The 17287-nt window shown below is 41.5% G+C and carries 14 protein-coding genes; 10 read left to right on the plus strand and 4 right to left on the minus strand.

Annotated features, from left to right (window positions below):
• The first annotated feature begins 54 nt into the window (after window positions 1-54).
• From QT974_RS14820 to dnaN, 5 genes are all read left to right on the plus strand, one after another.
• Window positions 55-336, plus strand: a complete 282-nt coding sequence (locus tag QT974_RS14820) for a helix-turn-helix domain-containing protein (RefSeq protein ID WP_333469230.1) — start codon at window positions 55-57, stop codon at window positions 334-336.
• A 102-nt stretch (window positions 337-438) separates the two neighbouring features.
• Complete coding sequence (locus tag QT974_RS14825) at window positions 439-687, plus strand: hypothetical protein (protein WP_333469231.1); 249 nt, start codon at window positions 439-441, stop codon at window positions 685-687.
• A 455-nt stretch (window positions 688-1142) separates the two neighbouring features.
• A complete protein-coding gene (locus tag QT974_RS14830) occupies window positions 1143-2363 on the plus strand; it encodes a hypothetical protein (RefSeq protein ID WP_333469232.1) in 1221 nt (406 codons plus the stop codon).
• A 363-nt stretch (window positions 2364-2726) separates the two neighbouring features.
• Window positions 2727-4154, plus strand: a complete 1428-nt coding sequence (locus QT974_RS14835; protein WP_333469233.1) for an ATP-dependent DNA helicase — start codon at window positions 2727-2729, stop codon at window positions 4152-4154.
• Between the two features lie 481 nt (window positions 4155-4635).
• Window positions 4636-6033, plus strand: coding sequence for a DNA polymerase III subunit beta (gene dnaN, locus QT974_RS14840; RefSeq protein ID WP_333469234.1), 1398 nt, complete (start codon window positions 4636-4638; stop codon window positions 6031-6033).
• Window positions 6034-6206: 173 nt separating this feature from the next.
• On the opposite strand, the gene QT974_RS14845 is transcribed toward dnaN, so the two are convergent.
• The gene (locus QT974_RS14845; RefSeq protein ID WP_333469235.1) at window positions 6207-6380 is read right to left on the minus strand and encodes a hypothetical protein; all 174 of its coding nucleotides are present in this window, start codon (window positions 6378-6380) and stop codon (window positions 6207-6209) included.
• A gap of 254 nt (window positions 6381-6634) precedes the next feature.
• On the opposite strand from QT974_RS14845, the gene dnaX reads away from it, so the two are divergent.
• Entirely contained in the window at window positions 6635-8050 is a 1416-nt protein-coding gene (gene dnaX / locus QT974_RS14850) for a DNA polymerase III subunit gamma/tau (RefSeq protein ID WP_333469236.1), read from the plus strand.
• Window positions 8047-9003 (plus strand): DNA polymerase III subunit delta, encoded by a 957-nt coding sequence (holA, locus tag QT974_RS14855; protein ID WP_333469237.1) that lies wholly within the window; start codon window positions 8047-8049, stop codon window positions 9001-9003. Before dnaX ends, holA begins: the two co-directional genes overlap by 4 nt.
• Before the next feature lie 68 nt (window positions 9004-9071).
• Here the strand turns inward: holA and QT974_RS14860 are convergent, their stop codons facing one another.
• The 3 genes from QT974_RS14860 to QT974_RS14870 form a co-directional block, all read right to left on the minus strand.
• Window positions 9072-9308, minus strand: a complete 237-nt coding sequence (locus QT974_RS14860) for a hypothetical protein (RefSeq protein WP_333469238.1) — start codon at window positions 9306-9308, stop codon at window positions 9072-9074.
• 309 nt (window positions 9309-9617) lie between these two features.
• Entirely contained in the window at window positions 9618-9854 is a 237-nt protein-coding gene (locus tag QT974_RS14865) for a hypothetical protein (protein ID WP_333469239.1), read from the minus strand.
• Window positions 9855-9879: 25 nt separating this feature from the next.
• Window positions 9880-10431, minus strand: a complete 552-nt coding sequence (locus QT974_RS14870; RefSeq protein WP_333469240.1) for a hypothetical protein — start codon at window positions 10429-10431, stop codon at window positions 9880-9882.
• A 139-nt stretch (window positions 10432-10570) separates the two neighbouring features.
• Between QT974_RS14870 and QT974_RS14875 the strand changes: the two genes are divergently transcribed.
• The 3 genes from QT974_RS14875 (at window position 10571) to QT974_RS14885 (ending at window position 17274) form a co-directional block, all read left to right on the plus strand.
• Window positions 10571-11578, plus strand: coding sequence for a DUF1822 family protein (locus tag QT974_RS14875; RefSeq protein ID WP_333469241.1), 1008 nt, complete (start codon window positions 10571-10573; stop codon window positions 11576-11578).
• An 80-nt stretch (window positions 11579-11658) separates the two neighbouring features.
• Complete coding sequence (locus QT974_RS14880) at window positions 11659-15807, plus strand: nSTAND1 domain-containing NTPase (protein WP_333469242.1); 4149 nt, start codon at window positions 11659-11661, stop codon at window positions 15805-15807.
• Between the two features lie 147 nt (window positions 15808-15954).
• The gene (locus QT974_RS14885) at window positions 15955-17274 is read left to right on the plus strand and encodes an IS4 family transposase (RefSeq protein WP_333469243.1); all 1320 of its coding nucleotides are present in this window, start codon (window positions 15955-15957) and stop codon (window positions 17272-17274) included.
• Window positions 17275-17287 lie beyond the last annotated feature (13 nt).

The following is a 17287-nucleotide window of genomic DNA, read 5'->3' on the forward strand; positions in this document are numbered from 1 at the left end:
CGTTTATTTTACCAGATGCCGTCACTGAATTTTTTTTGACCTGAATCCTTACCTTTGACAGATAGAGAACGCAATTTAATTGCAATTTACAGCCAATGCCAATTAGGTATGACACCGAGACAGTTTCATGTCAAGTGGGGGGTAAGTTACGAGCAAATTGCCGAAATTTGTTCCCGCTCTGATTCGACAGTGCAGGGTTGGTTTAAACGGGGGGAAAATCGAAGATTTCCTACTGCTGTCGATTTGCGGCATTTGGCAGTAATGGATTTTCTGCTGGAACACTTTGAGGAGATTCCCGACGTACTGGCGAAATTGCTGTGTCTGCATTCTGAATAATAGGATGCGTTAGAAGAGAATTTGAGGGGTTTGAAGCACAAACCTAATTAATTGTCAACGTCAGCGTGACCTGGATTGGAGAATATTCTCTCAACTAGCGTAATGGCAAGCCATGAAAAAAGAACGCAACCTGTTACTGTCGCTGGTGAGGTTAAAATGACTTATTTTGAGAGATTGCATCCGTGGTGCATCATTAAGCTGCTTCCTAATTGTCAGCGTATTGTTGTGGCGCGATTTCGCAGGAGGAGGGATGCAGACGATCATTTTCGGGTTTTGCAGCGGTTTGTCAAAGAATTCACATTTGTGATTGTTTTTGACATCCCACCAAAACCTACTTTGCCTAAAGAATAACGACGCAGCTCTGTTTAAAATCGAATTAATCGATATAGCTGCGTTAGATTAATATATCCGCTTCCCCGCGAATTACCCCAGCTACAGATCCTACTGATAGCTGGGGTGATTTTTTATCAACTGGGGGCTGTTAACTGAAGTAATAGATTGTCAAAACCGGGTTTGTTAAATTCTACTAACTAGAGCTTGTTATTAGAGTTTTAATTGACGCTCCAGAGCCATCGCATTTTGTATCGATTTCTCTAATTATATGAGTAATAATCCTCAAATTGATAGCTGTGCGATTCGAGGGCTAGCTGATACCAGTATAGTTGGCGATCGCAACTGAGCCTCCCCTCTAACAACAGCTAAGTCATTTCCTACAATTCAAGCAAGAACCATTGGTTGAGGAAATCACTAAATTTTAAGCTATTCCCTAGCGGGAGAAGTTGAGGGATAACCAACTTCTTGCTTTTATGAAAGCTAACAATTATAATATCAACCCCCACAAAACCTTTCTTGAATCAACCAGCCAGCACTCCTCTCAAATCCAAGAAGTAGTTGCAGTAATTTTCCCTTTCTTCCCGGATGCACCTGCTGAAGAACATCCCTTCAGGTTAAACGATATTGTTAAAACTGGCAATCAATACGGTACTGTTACTTCTCTCAAAAAAACTGAAAAACCTGTGACAATTACTTGGGACGCAAGTTCGGGCGAAGATTCATTTTCTTGGACTTATAACCTCGACGAAATCCGCGCCCTCAAAATCTCCCTCTTACCTCAGTTTATCCCTCAAAAAACTGCTGGAGAACTTCCAACTTGCACAACCATCGTACTCGCTAATTCCGAACAGGTACAATTGGGAAACGCAACTCCTTTCAAAGTAGAATCGCTGAGCGAACACCACATTCTCATTTCCACTCTCGACCAATTGTATCGCTTTCCCCTTAATTTGTTTCCCGGATACCCGACAAGTTGTACTATAGATATTCCTGCACCCCAGCAATTAAAAGATACGCGCTGTTTGTCTGTCAATGAACTCAGAATCAGAGCTAAGACCTATTTAGCTCTTGAAGTGCCTGACAACTTCTTAGAATTCGTTATGCCACTCCAAAAACAGCAGTTAAAAGAAAAACTAGATCGACAATTGAGCGAAGAAAATTACAAACTTCTCGACTTTGACATAGCTTGGGAAGAAGCCTGGAAGCAGCAGTTAGAAAACCTAGCCAAGAAACAAGGATTCTACGGATTTAGAGAGGGAGATGGCATTTTACAGCACCGAGAAGGAGTTCAACGAATGGGGAAAGTCCAACGCTTGGATATTGAGGAGCCACGTCCATTTCACATCCAGTGGAACAGCGGAGAAATCCAATGTTACAGCTTGAGAGAACTCAAAACTTTGGGTATTGCCCGCATCGAACCTATTGTTAAATTATCCCCCAATGTGGCTTATCAAATTAGCGAAGACTGCTCCTACTTTACAGCTTGGATTGGGTTCCGTACTAAAGCACTAGCTAAGGCGTGGCTAATACCTGTCAAAAAGCTAGTCGGCCACCTGAGCAACTTAATTGATTGCCAAATTTCCGAACTTCAACATACGGGTGCTAAATACGAGTACGCTGTAGAATGTCCCCGACATAAAACATTAAACAAGCGTTTAGAAGCTCTGGCTAAAGTTGCTGAACTTGATTTATAAAGGACGCCATTTAAGAGATGAGTGGGAATTGGCGAACACTCCGTAGGGATTGAAGAGTGCTTTTTTGCTGAAACAAAAATCGGATTACTTAATAAGCGTCGAATTCCCCATTTCCCACTCCCCAGTTCTCTCAAAAGTGGGTTTTTCATAATTAGGAAATTGAGGGTAAGTAAGTGGCGAATTTTAAAGACATAAAAAGTTGAAATCCGGGCTTTTTTGCTTCTTTCCGTCTCCTTCTCTCCGTCTCTCCTTCTCCCTCCCTCTCTTCCTTGCCCGGAATCTAAAAAACCTACTCTTGAAAGACTTCCCCGTCAAGCTAACGCTTAATCTGAGGTTGATAAAATTAGTAATGGACACTAACTAATGATTCAAGCCTTACTAGAACAACCCCAGAAACTTACACAATTTGCCTTCACACTCAAACCGCAACAGCAGCAAGCCCTCGACAAATTGAGAACCTTTCTAACCACTACCGAGTCATTCTTCTTGCTGTGCGGCTACGCAGGAACTGGAAAATCCACAATCGTCTTTCAAATTATCCAAGAACTCTTGAGTCAAAGCAAACGCATTGCCCTCACAGCACCTACTAACAAAGCAGTCGGCATCCTCAGAAAAATGGCAGCGTCTCAAGGCATTTTCGGAGTAGATTTTATGACAATACACCAACTTTTAGGATTAGGCATGGTCAGAAAAGAACAAGAAAAAGCCTTGTCACAGACAAGTTCCAGCAGCCTTCACCTCTACGATATCATTTTCCTAGACGAATGTTCGATGGTTGGAACCGAATTGTGGAAATGGATAGAACGCAATTTTGAACGCACGTTCTTCAATCACCGCAAGCTAATTTTAATGGGCGATCCCGCTCAACTCAATCCTGTAGGAGAAAAAAAGTCGCCTGCTTTTAGCATTGCCAATAAAGCTGTATTGACCCAAGTTGTCAGGCAAGCAGGGGAAAGCCCTGTACTCGATTTCGTAACAGAATGCCGCTCTTTTGTCAATAGCAGATCCGACATATTTTTGCCGCATTCCAAATACAAGAAAGGAGACAAGTCGAACGGTGCATTCAAAGTCAAATCAGAAACGCTGCTACAATATGCCGTCAAAACGATCGATCGAGAATTTGGTCAAAATCCCGATCGCTTCAGAATTCTGTGCTGGACTAACAAACGAGTCAAATACTACAATCAGCTTATCAGAGAGCAAGTCTACGGTCAAGCTGCACCCAGATTTCTACCGGGAGAAAGGCTAATTACCAAAAAGCCCGTCATGGCACCCGACGGCAAAACCGTAATTTTGCCGACTTCAACGGAATTTACCGTCAAGGAAGTTGAGATTAACCAGCACTGCGGCTATCGAGTTTGGCTGCTAAAGATTGTGACTGATGACGGTCTTTTTCGGCAAATCTTTTTCCTGCACGAGTCTGAAAATAAGCGTTACCAGGCTGAACTTAAAGAAAAGCTCAAGAGTGCCAAACGCAATGGATTTCTTTGGAGGAAATACTATTGGTTCAAAGATGACTTGTTTGCTGAAATTGACAATTGCTTTGCTTTGACAATTCACAATTCGCAGGGCAGCACTTTTGATGAAGTTGGCATTGACGGAAGCGACCTTTTCAGCAGATTGTTAATCGGTCAAGATTTGAGCCGTCAACAGAAACTTAAAGAGTACCATCGACTTTATTATGTCGGTGCAAGCCGCTGCCGATATCGGATATTATTTGTTGCCCCCAATGACTCGTACTCAAGCAATAAAATTCTCAAGTACAATGTAAACTTCTCAACCAAGAGGTAAAGTATTCAACCAATAGGTAAAGTCCTCAACTAACAGGTAAACTTCTCAACTAACAAACACATACCTGTGTAGAAAAGAGTCAGTAACGATCGATTTTCAGAAATTTTTCCATCGGGACTTACCCTGCATTCCTTCTATTTTTAGACTATAGCAATCCTAAATCAATTACAAACACATTGGGCTATACCAATTTTGATTAAGTTGGTATTAATTTAGATAAATTTTTGTAAATCATTTAGGATTGCTATATCTGTAGTAGTAACGTGTGCCATCAGCGCCCTAGAACTAGAGTCTGTGCGTAAGTCCTATTTATAGAATAACCTGAATAAGTGCTGCTACCGCAGCGGCCAATCGCACCCCTGACACCAGACTAATTATGGCCAAATCTCGACTGACAGGAACACCCCATAAAGAGGAAGTATTGGAGAGAGCAGTTAAGAAAAAATGCTCGACTGCAACAACCAATAAGTCTGCAAAAACTGTGAAAAAATCAGTCAAACCAACAACTGAAACTTCCTCGGTTTGCGAACCCTCAACAATCTCTCCACAAGAATTAGCACCCTCGCAAACTTGCACAGGTTTTGCAGCATTTCCAGCCGTCGATTCTTCTTCTCTAGAAACATTCTCAAATGAGGCAATATTGCCTTCTTCTTCCCCTCTCCCATCACCTATTGAAGTTGCCTGCGATTCAAGAGAATTCAACGATTACGTGCAAGCTCTGAAAGGCATCATTCCCAGCAATAGCAGCCATCCCATTTTGTCCAATATTTTGATTGAAGCTGATGCAGAAACTCAACATTTGCATCTGACTGCTTACAACTTAGAATTTGGAATGCAAGTGAGCTTTGATGCCAATGTCAATCAATCTGGAAAGCTTACCCTCCCCGCACCCATACTTGCTGACATTATGGGAAAATTTCCTAACGGCACCCTCACCTTAAAGAGTTCTTGTGAAATTATTAAAGGAAGCGACGTTTTATCAGTCAGTGCTACTTTGAGTGCGTCAAGAAGCAAGCACGCCATTCGCGGGCTAGCTGCGGACGAATTTCCGGCTATCCCCAGCGTTCAACAAAAACTTGTAACGCTTCCTGCTAGCTTGTTAATTGCTGTACTAAAAGCTAGCTTATTTGCTGTTAGTTCCGAGGAAAATAAACGCATTTTAACAGGCGGTAATTTTCAACTCAGTCGATCCGCAGACAGAGGACTCGATCGACTGAGAGTTTGGACGACTGACGGGCATCGGGTAGCAATGGTTTTAGGATTGAGCGAAAGCAGCAATTCCCATCTATCGAGCAGTCAAATAGTTAATTTTACTGTCCCTGCTAAGGTACTCCGGTTATTGGAGCGTTTTTTGAATTCTGCTGACAAAGTTACGATTTACTATGAAGATTTGCCAGAGCAACCTAGTAATTTTGTCGCCTTCGAGTGGAAAAATTGGCGGTTGACAGCGAAATTGCTCGAAGGGCAATATCCAATTTGCGACCAAATTATCGCTCCCTATCGACCTGAATTTAGCCATCAAGTGGTGGTTGAGAGGCTGAGCTTTTTAAAAGCCTTAGAGAGGTTAGCTTCTCACAGCGACAAGTCTCACCTAACAGCTATTTTAGAATTCGATTTAGATGCCCACCAAGTGCGAGCATCACTCAACAATACTCTCAGTTCAGGCACTGAGACAGTTGATGCCAAACTATGGGGCTGTGAGTTTCGTCTCAAGTGCGACATTCGCTATTTGATTGATACAGCCAAAGCGATTTCTAGCTCGGATTTGCGGGTGTTAATGGCAAGTTCTACCGCTCCTCTACTGATTGCACCGTTTGGAACGCCTGCGTCAGGTACAGAGGCTTTAGAGTGCGAATATATTGTCGCTCCGCAAGAATAATTGAAAGGTGGGAGTGGCATCTAAATTTGATGCCCTCTCATGCACAAATTCGGAGCCTATTGCTGTATAAATTAGGAGGGTTTAAGGTTTTTTTTGGAAGAGTACATTGTCTAAAAAAACACATCTTTTTTACTACTTAATTTTGTGATTTAAGCAAAATATTTGCTAGTAAATTAGTGAGTTTTAATGTTTCTCTCCATTGGTTGAAATAAGCTCGCGACAGCCGACAATTTGGCATCTTTAAAACTCCCAACACCGTAAGTAAGCGGGGTGTAAATTGCCCCAGTATTGCGATCTGGAATCAGTTTCCACTCGCTCAAACCTTTTACTTTCGATTTTTCCTTCATGCCGTGCTTTTTTGCTGTATCTCAGCAGCAGATGGTTTAGCAATTTTTCCTTGCGGTAGTGTGTTCAGCGCGATCGCCAGCGCCAACAACTGAGCCAGGACTTACGCAAAAAATACCTCATAACACTATTAGTAGCGGTAAAATTCATAATTTTTACACTACAGATAGAGCTTATGCGTAAGTCCTATGAGCTTAACTTCAGGCACGGCTCCCCTATCGGGGAATAGTTACCAGAAGTATTCTAACCACTCAAAATGTACCAACCACTGCACCTCAAATACCGACCAAAAAACCTGCAAGAATTAGTGGGTCAAGACACCATCAAAACAACCTTGACCCATGCCATCACCTCCTCCAAAATTGCTCAAGCTTACCTGTTTACTGGGCCCAGAGGAACAGGCAAAACCTCAACCGCTCGCATCCTTGCTAAATCCCTCAATTGTTTGAATAACAAAAAGCCAACCGCCACTCCTTGCGGGGAATGTTCAAGCTGCAAAACCATTGACTCCTGTTCAAGCTTAGACGTAACTGAAATCGATGCTGCCTCTCACAATGGCGTGGATGATGCCAGAGAATTAATACAACACAGCAACTTTGCGCCAGCGATGAGCCCTTACCGCATTTGGATTTTAGACGAGTGTCACCAACTCAGTACCAGCGCTCAAAATGCTCTCCTCAAATGCCTTGAAGAACCTCCAGCTCATGTGGTATTTATTCTCTGTACGACTGAAGCACATAAAGTCCTGCCGACAATTATCTCCCGCTGCCAAACTTTTAACTTCCGAGCCTTGTCAGTTGATGCTATTGTCGGACAATTGCACAAAATTAGCTCCGCTGAATCTATTGAGATCGCAAGTGAGGCGATGCGGGCGATCGCTCGCACCTGCGACGGAGGGTTAAGAGATGCCCTGCAATTACTTTCTCAGCTTTCACTGCTAAACTCAGAGATTACCCTAACTCAAGTTGCAGAAGTATCTGGCAGTATCAGCGAGCAAGAGTCGATCGCCCTTCTCAAAGCCCTTCATTCTGGCGATACCTTAAGCGTACTGCAATCTTCGAGAACGCTCATTGACAGCGGCAAAACCCCTAAACTTATTCTTAGTAGCTTGCTAGCAGCAATGAGAGATTTGCTCATTGTCAAATCAACGCGCCACTGCCAGAATTTAATTGCAGGGCCAGTAGGCTACTCACAACTGCGATCGATCGCTCTTCATCTGGATTTTGAAACAATTGATGCGGCTTGTGCACAATTGCAAAAATCAGAATTTCAATTGAGAACTAGCACCAATGCGGCTACCTGGTTAGAAGTCTGCCTGCTGAACTTAATGCTGTCAAGCAAACCCGCTGCCCCCGAAACGCGGTTGCCGGCAACTTCCCAATCTAATCAGCCTGACAAATTTGATAAAACCCCTCAAAAAATAGAGGCAGATTCTCCTGACTTTGAAACAACTTGGGCGCAAGTAGTAGCAGCAGCGAAACCAGGAAATCGTAGCCTCTTAAACCGTGCTCAAATTGCCGAACTTTCGGCTGATTCATGTGTGTTAGCAGTAGAAAGAAAGTACGCGAACAAGTTTCAGAGTCACCTTGAATCCGTGCAGCGGATCGTTACTAAAGCTTTAGGCCGCTCTGTTACTGTAACTGTCAAACAACAGGAGGAGTTAGCAGCATGATTAGCATCCTAATTGGGAATGATACCTACGCAATTGAACGAGAAGTTGAAAATTTTAAGACTCAAACTCATCCTCTCTGGCGAGATTTCAACATCCACCGCTTCGATGCTTCTTCCCTGGATGCTGCCCTTTCTGCTGCTGCTTCAGTTCCTTTCGGCGGGGGAAGCAAACTTATTGTCGTTGAAAATTGCGATTTTAAGCAATTTGGAGAAACGGGGCTAGAATTGCTGCAAATCTTGCCCCAGTTACCTGTTACAACGCACTTAGTCTTCACTGCTGCTGTTATCGACAAACGGCTCAAGGTAGTTAAGCATTTGTTGCAGTTTGGTAAACTTAAGGAATTTACTCTTATTCCCCCTTGGCGTACCGATTTGATTGAAAGTGCGATCGCTACTATTGCTAAACAGATGAATCTCTCAATTGCCAGAGATGCTATCAGTTATTTAGCAGTAGCGATTGGTAACGATTCTGCTAAAAGAGTTAGTGAACTGGAGAAATTAGCCATTTATGCAGCAGGCGCTCGCATTACGAAAGAAGCTGCTAAAATCCTCGTTCCAGCTACCACAGCCAACTGTTTTCAACTTGCCGAAGCTCTTTTAAAAGGTCAAGCAGTGGCAGCAATTAAGGTGCTTGATGAATTGCTATCTCGGGCAGAGTTTCCTTTAGCAATTATTGCCACCCTCCAAACTCAGTTTAAAACTTGGCTGTGGGTAAAAGCTACTATCAATTCCGACCAACAACGTTCTGATAGCGAAATTGCTAGTATGTGCGGAATTAGTAACCCCAAACGGCTGTATTTCCTTAAGCAGGAGGTTAAGGAAGTATCTGCGAACTTCTTAAGTCGATCGCTCTCGATTTTGTTTGATTTAGAAATCGCTCTCAAAACAGGAGAAAAGTCTGATTCAATGTTGCCTGCTTTGCTCAGAATCACTCAATTCACTCACATTAACTAACAGGAAAGCGCTGCCGAGTTAATTCGGCAGTCTTTCATTAACCGCTTCGATCGGTATTTTAGCGAGAATTAATCACGCGCTAACCACCAAATTAATGCTCCAACAGCGATTACTGGTGCTGCAATTGCAACGGCGGGTGCGATCGCCACTGACATGGCGGTTCCTGTTGCCGTAGCGACAGTAGTAATACCAACACCACCAGTGGTAGTAGCAATCCCAGTGGCAGTTGCTCCAGTAACGGTGGCTAATTTGGCGGCAACTAAAGCACCGCCTACAGCCGAAGTGGCTAAACCATTATTGTTCATAATTAGGACTCCTTTTGATTGAGTTTCATTTTTGTCACGACTGTAGATGCCTTGGAAATCAATAAGGCTGAGTAGAAAAATTTTTCCTTACCTGTTTTTCCGTGAATTAATCCCATATTAATTTCCTGTTGCTAGGTTTGTAAACTTAAATTCAAGCTTGAATTTAAGGCTTAAAACTGTATTTAGTTGATAGCTTTCCAGAAACCAGATTTTTGAGATTAGTGGCTATCAACAGATGTTGATAGCCAGGAAGTGAATTATTTGTTAGGAAAATAGGTCGAATATTATTCCCAGCAATTGACCTTTCTGCTAACTTACTTTGCTCACTTTTGAGATACTAGATTTTCTGCCGTTTTTGGGGTTATCTACTGTCCGCCAGTCATCGTAGTCATTGAAATCGATTAGGATTTCTTGACCTACAGCTACCTCAAGACTGTCAGGATACCACAAAATGTAACGATTATTACTCTTTGCTTGAACAAGCATTTTATAGTTAGGATATTCAAGCCCAAAAGTTTGCAAAACCTTAAACGATTCGGTTCTCATTCGATTCTCCTTTTATGAACTATCATCACTTAACAACAACGTCACATTCAGATTGCTGATAAATAGGCGTGCTGGCGTACCAAATTTTCAATTTCTCTCCTTGTTGTGGGAACTCTTTTTCTATCGTCCGAATAGCTGGATAAGCTATAGTCATGCCGAGCGCAACAAAGAAATACCACTTAAAGAAGACTAGCGGTTCTAAGAAATGCTCTATGTGAGTTTCTGGACGACGATAGCTGAGAAAGCTTTTGTAATAGTCAAATGAAACTGACCAAAGTGTATTCTTTGGATCAATCATCAGGTTGATTCTGGCTTTTGTTGTGCCACCAGTTCCATTGCCATTGCAACCATCAAATGGATTTTCTACACGCAGTCCAGTTGCTCGATCGATAGGTCGATATAAGCGATCGTGAACTAAAGTCAGAAGATATCCTTCTGCTGAATTTCTAATTGCTTGTAAAAGTCCAACCTCAGCAACTTTATTAGAGAATCTGGTGGGAGATTGAAGCAAATCATTCATCCCAGAATAGAGAGTAAGCATCTTTTTCCTTGCCTCTTTGGGTTTAACTGAACCCATATTAAATTCATCTCTTCTGGTTTGACTAGCTTGAATTCAAGCTTGAATTTTTGAGGTTCAAGTATTTTGCACTGAGTCTGATTGACAGGTAGGGAAAATAAGTTATAATTTTCTCAACTCTATATTCCAGTAATTCTGTATGTGTGGACAAAGCTTTGAAGAGCAATTTATACAGCTCTATGAGTCTAAAGGATTCCAATCTTGTTACGAAATATCTCAGTTATCTAAGGGAGAGTTAAAAGAAGACTATCTGAGTCATCTGGTCAACGATCCTATTTGGAGGCCAGGACAAAATAAGTTAGAGAAGTTGGCAGAAGTTTTTGCTCAAAAAACTTATTTAAAAAAGTATCGCCTTCCCATTAATGAGGAAAAAATGAAAAGAGTATGTGAGGATGAACTAAGAGAGCTTCAGAATTTTTTTGAGAAAGCTCGTAAAGAAATAAAGCAGGATATACCAGACTCACCTGTAAATTCTAAAAAGATCACCTGGCAAATTACGTTGGAAACGCAAAGCAACGATCCGTCTGTGATATACCATATTTTGGGAAAGTTAGAAAAACTGGGGAAAGGAATAATATCGGTAAAAGAAATCAAGCAAGGCAGTATCATTCTGATTTTAGAAAGTTCTCCAGAAGTATTTGAGCGAATTCAGTCTTTGTATCAAGCGGGGCAACTGAGCGAATTGCTCAATGTTCCCATCTTAGATTTACAGGTTCTTCCAAACGAAGAACGGGTGAATTTGAGTCAGTGGTTTGAGAATATTTTTACAGCCGGTTGGCAGAGTGTAGAAGAGTTGCTGACACCACAACAATTAAGTCCAACAGTGTGGAGCGATCGCGTCAAACAAGCTAAACTATTTAACCTAAGAGCAGACTTAATTAGTCATGCTGTTAACCTAGTCATTAACCTGACAAGAGCAAGCGAAGATAGAATATCTATTTGGCTGCAAGTCTATCCAAGTGGAGAAGATTATTTACCACTCAATCTCAAACTACTGGTGTTAGCCGAGGGCGAAGTTTTCAAGGAAGTGACTGCCCGAAGTGCCGATGTTTTGATTCAATGTCAGTTTGATGCCGATCCGGGCGACGAATTTACTGTTAAACTAGCTTTGGGAGAAGTGAGCGTCACGGAATTATTTGTGCTTTAATCTAATTAATCTGTTTTCGGGTAGGTGTCTCGCCTGCCTAGCGCGATCGATCTAACACTATCAATTAACTGAGGGGAAACATGGGTAAGTTAATCCGCTTAGACATCCAAGGTGACTTCGATTCTGGTTTTTCTGTTGCCGCACAGATTCTCGAAGACTCCGCACCCTTTCCCCTCATCGCCGGAGACGCGGGGAAATTACCTATAAATCCAGATATTAAAGAAGCATATCGCAATTGGCAGGCACTTTATAGAAATATAGTAGCCTCTATTTCCACATTTCCCTTGACTCGCCGTCCTAGTTTGACAAATGTTTCTGCCAATATTCAAGAAAATGATTTTGAGCCTTTCCGAAGAGAGACTCAAGATTTAATAACAAACTTCAATAATTGGTTAAAACATCAAGATTTTCAACCAATTGAGTCGCTGTTACGAACTCAGTTAGAACCGGGAGAGGAAAATCGCATACTGCTGCTAAGCAATAACCCTTGGTTGCGAAAACTGCCTTGGCATGAATGGGATTTACTCAAAGATTTTTCTCAAACAGAAGTTGGATTTAGTTCGCCAAATTTTAAGCAATTAAAACAACTTTCAGCCTCTCAAGACAAAGTAAAAATTCTGGCTATTTTGGGTTATCAAGCCGATATAGCATCTCAAGGACAGCCTATTCAAGATTTAGGGAATAATGTAGAAGTTACTTGGCTCAAACAACCCAAACGAGAAGAGTTAGATGAACCGCTGTGGAAACAACAATGGGATATACTTTTTTTTGTTGGACATGGGGAAAGTCAAGATGACTGGAAAACTGGAACTATCTGGATTAATGAAAATGATAAGATAACCATAGGGGAATTAAGGAATCACTTTAAGAAAGCAATTGATAATGGATTGAAGCTTGCCATTTTAAATTGCTGCGATGGACTCGGTTTAGCGCACTCCTTAGCCGAAGGGGAAGATTTATATTTGCCACAAATGATAGTGATGCGGGAGGAATTACCTGTTGCGATCGCACCTCGGTTTTTGCAATATTTTATAGAGGAATTTACTCAAGACAATTCCTTGTATGCTTCGGTGAGGGAAGCGCGGCGGCGGCTACAACTTTTAGAGAAAGAGTTTCCCTGTGTAAGTAATTTACCAGTAATTTGTCAAAATCCCGCCGTTAAACCTTTGCGTTGGCACGATTTAGTAATTCCCCCCAATCCTTATCAGGGTTTATCGGCTTTTCAGGAGAAAGATACAGCCTTATTTTTTGGGCGTGAAACTTTTACTAATCAGCTTGTCAAAGTTGTAGAAACTAAAAAACTGGTAGCTGTAATTGGTGCTTCTGGAAGTGGGAAATCTTCGGTAGTATTAGCAGGTTTAATTCCTAGTTTGCGTCAGCAAGGGAATTGGTTAATTGCTAACTTGCGCCCGGAATCTACTCCTTTTGAGAATTTGGCGAAAGCGCTGCTGTCACCTATGGCGCAATTAGAAACGGGTGAAAATGAGGGAGTTGCTGAGATTAATGCCAAGGAAATTAACAAACTGGCGACAGATTTGCAAGAAGGGAATCGCACTTTATCTGATGTGGTAAAAAGCATCGGTAGCAGTCGGCGTTTTCTGTTAGTAATTGACCAGTTTGAGGAGATTTATACTTACCAAAATCAGAAAAATAAGCAATTTTTAGATTGTTTGTTGGATGCGGTACAAAATTTTTCTGCCTTCAGGTTGGTGATTACTTTGAGGACTGATTTTTTGAATCAGGCAATAGAATACAATGCTTTTCGGGAACAGTTAGATAGATGGAAACCGGAATTTATCGGCGTGATGTTGAGAACCGAATTGCAAGCAGCCATTGAAGAACCTGCTAAGCAACGAAATGTCTATCTGGAATCGGGACTGACAGAATATATTCTCAATGATGTTGGTGATGGAAAAGGTAATTTACCATTGTTGGAATTTGCGCTTACGGAACTTTGGAAACAGCAGGAAAATGGTTTGCTGACTCGTTTGAAATATGATGAAATTGGTGGTGTAGAAAAGGCTCTTTGCAGACACGCGGAAGGGGTATATGATGCGCTGAAAGAGGAGGATAAGGAACGGATAAAGCAGATTTTTATGAAGTTGGTGTCGCCGGGAGAAGGGACGAAATACATACGCCAACTCGCGACTCAGGCTGAGGTGGGGGAAGAAAATTGGGATTTGGTAACGCATTTGGCGACTGCACGTTTGGTGGTGAGTAATCGCAATGAAACCACTAAGATAGAAACAGTGGAAATTGTGCATGAGGCTTTGATCAAAGCATGGCCAGATCTGAGGAAATGGATTGAGGAAAATGATACTTTTTTGAAATGGAAAAAGCGGTTAAAGGCGGCGTTTTTGGAATGGGAAAGCCATGAAAAGAGTGAGCGTTATTTGTTGCGAGGCGGACCCTTGGGAGAGGCGGAGGGGTATTTGCAGAAACGCTTGGAGGATATCAGTAAGGATGACCAAGATTTTATTAAGAAGGGGTTGTGGGTAAGACGCCGGACTATTTTAGGACTTACGAGTGGTTTGGTAGCTGTTTCTATTTTTGCTGTGGGTGCGGTGTGGCAATGGCAACGGGCTGAATTTCAAACAGTACAAGTAGACAAAGAACGACAAGAAGCTGACAAGCAGCGTATAAATGCGGAGTTAATAGCATCTAGTCTTCTGTCAGGTAATCTTTTTGACTCTAATAAACGACTTGAGGCACTGATAGAAGCGATTAAAGCTGGAAGACAACTACAACAGGCGGTTGTTGATGTGAAACCGGAGATACGGGATCGAATTGTTCTCGCTTTACAGCAGGCAGTCTATGGAGTGCGAGAGCGTAACCGTTTAGAAGGCAATAACAATGGTAACATCTTTTTGTTAAATTCTATTAACACTGCGGCCTTCAGTCCTGACGGTAAAATAATAGTTACGATTGGAGAGAATATCAATATTTGGAACCGCGAAGGTACTTTGCTTAAGACATTTGATAAGGATACTTCTTCTAGTATTACTTTTCACAAGGGTAGTTTTAGTCCTGACGGTAAGATGATTGCTGTGGGTTTAACTATAAATCCTAACATAACCGATCCTTTAAACTTTGCTGGTATCATCAATGCAGTACAAATCTGGAGTATTGATGGCAAATTACTGAAAACCATCAAAGCACACAGCAATTTTGTAAATGCTGTAAAGTTTAGTCCCGACGGCAAGATAATTGCCTCATCTAGTTCTGATAAAACTGTAAAACTCTGGAGTCTCGACGGTCGCCTATTAAGAACGCTTCAACATAGCGGTATTGTTAAGGATATGAGTTTTAGTCCCGATGGGAAGACTATCATAGCTGCTGACTATGAAACTGTAAAACTTTGGGGTATAGATGGTAGAGAAATCAAAAATCTTCAACAACATAGCAGTTGGATCGGTAGCGTAAGTTTTAGCCCTGACGGTCAGATGATTGCTTCAATGAGTCCTCCTGATGGTGTAGTTAAACTTTGGAGTATCAACGGCACAGAAATCAAAACTCTTAAAGCACATGACTCTAGTTTTTTCGGTAGTCTGAGCTTCAGTCCAGATGGTAAGACGATAGCCTCTACTGGTGATACAATTGTTAAGTTATGGAGCCGTGAAGGTACTTTACTCGAAACTCTGGAAGGACATAATTTTTCAATAGGAGGTGTAAGCTTCAGTCCAGATGGTAAGACGATCGCTTCAGGTAGTCTTGATGGGACTGCCAAACTATGGAACCGTGAAACTATCAAACCTCCAACTATTTCCTCTAGTGCTAATAGCTTTAGTTTTAGCCCAGATAGCAAAACAATTGCTTTGGCAAAAGGTAAAGATGTGAAACTATACAGCCACGACGGTACTTTACTGAAAACTATAGAAGCCCATACCAATACTAAGGATGTCATCTTTAGTCCAGATGGGAAAACTATCGTTTCAATTGGTGGTTTTAATGCTGAAAGAGAAACTCTTAGGTCTTTGGCTTCCTCAAAGCCTGGGACATTCAGTAATGGGGAGAGGTTTTTAGATTTTGGTATCCAGCAACTTGAAAATCAAAAGTCCCGTGAAAGGACTATCAAGCTATGGAGCCTTGATGGTCGCTTGCTAAAAACCATTGATGCAACAAATCAGTATATTCAGCACCAAGGACATAAATCAGCATTAACGGGCGTAATTTTTGGCCCTGACGGGACGATTGCTTCCACCAGTTGGGACACATTGGTGACAAGTTAAGGAAAAAAGGAAATTGTCAAGGGTAGTATTTGGATGGGTCTGGGATCGTGGGAAACTTATGACAGACAAGTAATAGAGGGATTGTGAGCAGTCATGACCAGCAGCCGAAAAACCAATCGAGACCACGCGAAAAAAACACACAGACCAATGGTGGAAGATGAAGTAATTGCCCTTCAACTGGAAAGATTGCTGACACCGGCGATTACAAATCAAGAAAATTACTACCGAAAATTAGGACTGCGAGAGCGGATCTTGAATTTACCGTTGATGATGGCTGCGGTATTAACGTTACTGTGGCGAGACGTAGCAGGGGTGAGAGAACTGACCAGAATCTTAGCCAGAGACGGTTTTCTCTGGTGTAATCCCACAAAAGTTAGTCAACAAGCGGTATCACAACGATTTTTGACATTTCCTGCGGAGTTATTTGAAAAAGTATTTAAAGATTTATTGCCAAGTCTCAGAACAGCTTGGCATAGTAGAAATAAACGTCCATTGCCAGAAAGTATTCAATTTACCTTGTCAAAATTCGAGAAAATTTGGATAATAGATGGCTCAATATTGGAGGCTCTATTTAAAAAACTACAAAGCTTAGAATCAGTTGAAAAAGGACAATTAGCCGGAAAAATAATTACAGTCATTGATTTAATAACCAGATTACCTGTTGAGATTTGGTTTGAAGAAAACCCCAAAGCTTCTGATACTAGAGCGGAAGAAGATATCCTAAATTTAGTTACAGAAAATACTTTACTATTACTGGATAGAGGATTTTATCATTTTAATTTCTGGCATAAATTAATCGCCAAGAAAGTTGAATTTATTACCAGAATAAAGAAAGGAGCAGCCATTCAAATAGAACAGGTATTTACAGATAGTTATGAACTGCGAGACCGGAAAATACGCCTAGGTTCTGGCACAAAAAAGACTCCGTTTATCACGTTACGTTTAATTGAAGTTAGGTCAGGAAAAACCTGGCATTCTTATTTAACAAGTGTCCTAGAACCTCAAGTTTTGCCACCTTATGTAGTTGCGGATTTATATCGGCGTCGTTGGCGAATAGAAGAAGCTTTTAATACAGTAAAAAGACTGTTGGGTTTAAGTTATTTATGGACTGGTTCAATCAATGGAATTAAATTACAAATTTGGTCAACTTGGTTATTTTATGCTGTGTTAGTAGATTTAGGTGATGCCGTAGCGGATGAACTTTCTGTGCCCTTTGATGAGATTTCCTTAGAAATGATTTATCGGGGTCTTTATCATTTTACTATGGCTCATCAAAAAGGTAAGGCAACAGACCCAGTTAAGTATTTTGCTGACCCCAAAAATCGAGATTTAGGTATTGCCCGTCAGAAACGAAAACCAAACACAAAGCTAATTGTGGCTCCTTTTCCGGAGCTTCAACGAGGGTCTGACCAGTTTTTTTTTCAACAATTCTCTAAAAGCCTCTTGACAAAAGACTTACAGTCTTAACTTGTCACCAATG

Source organism: Microcoleus sp. BM001215392, from assembly GCF_036700185.1.
Taxonomy (GTDB): domain Bacteria; phylum Cyanobacteriota; class Cyanobacteriia; order Cyanobacteriales; family Microcoleaceae; genus Microcoleus.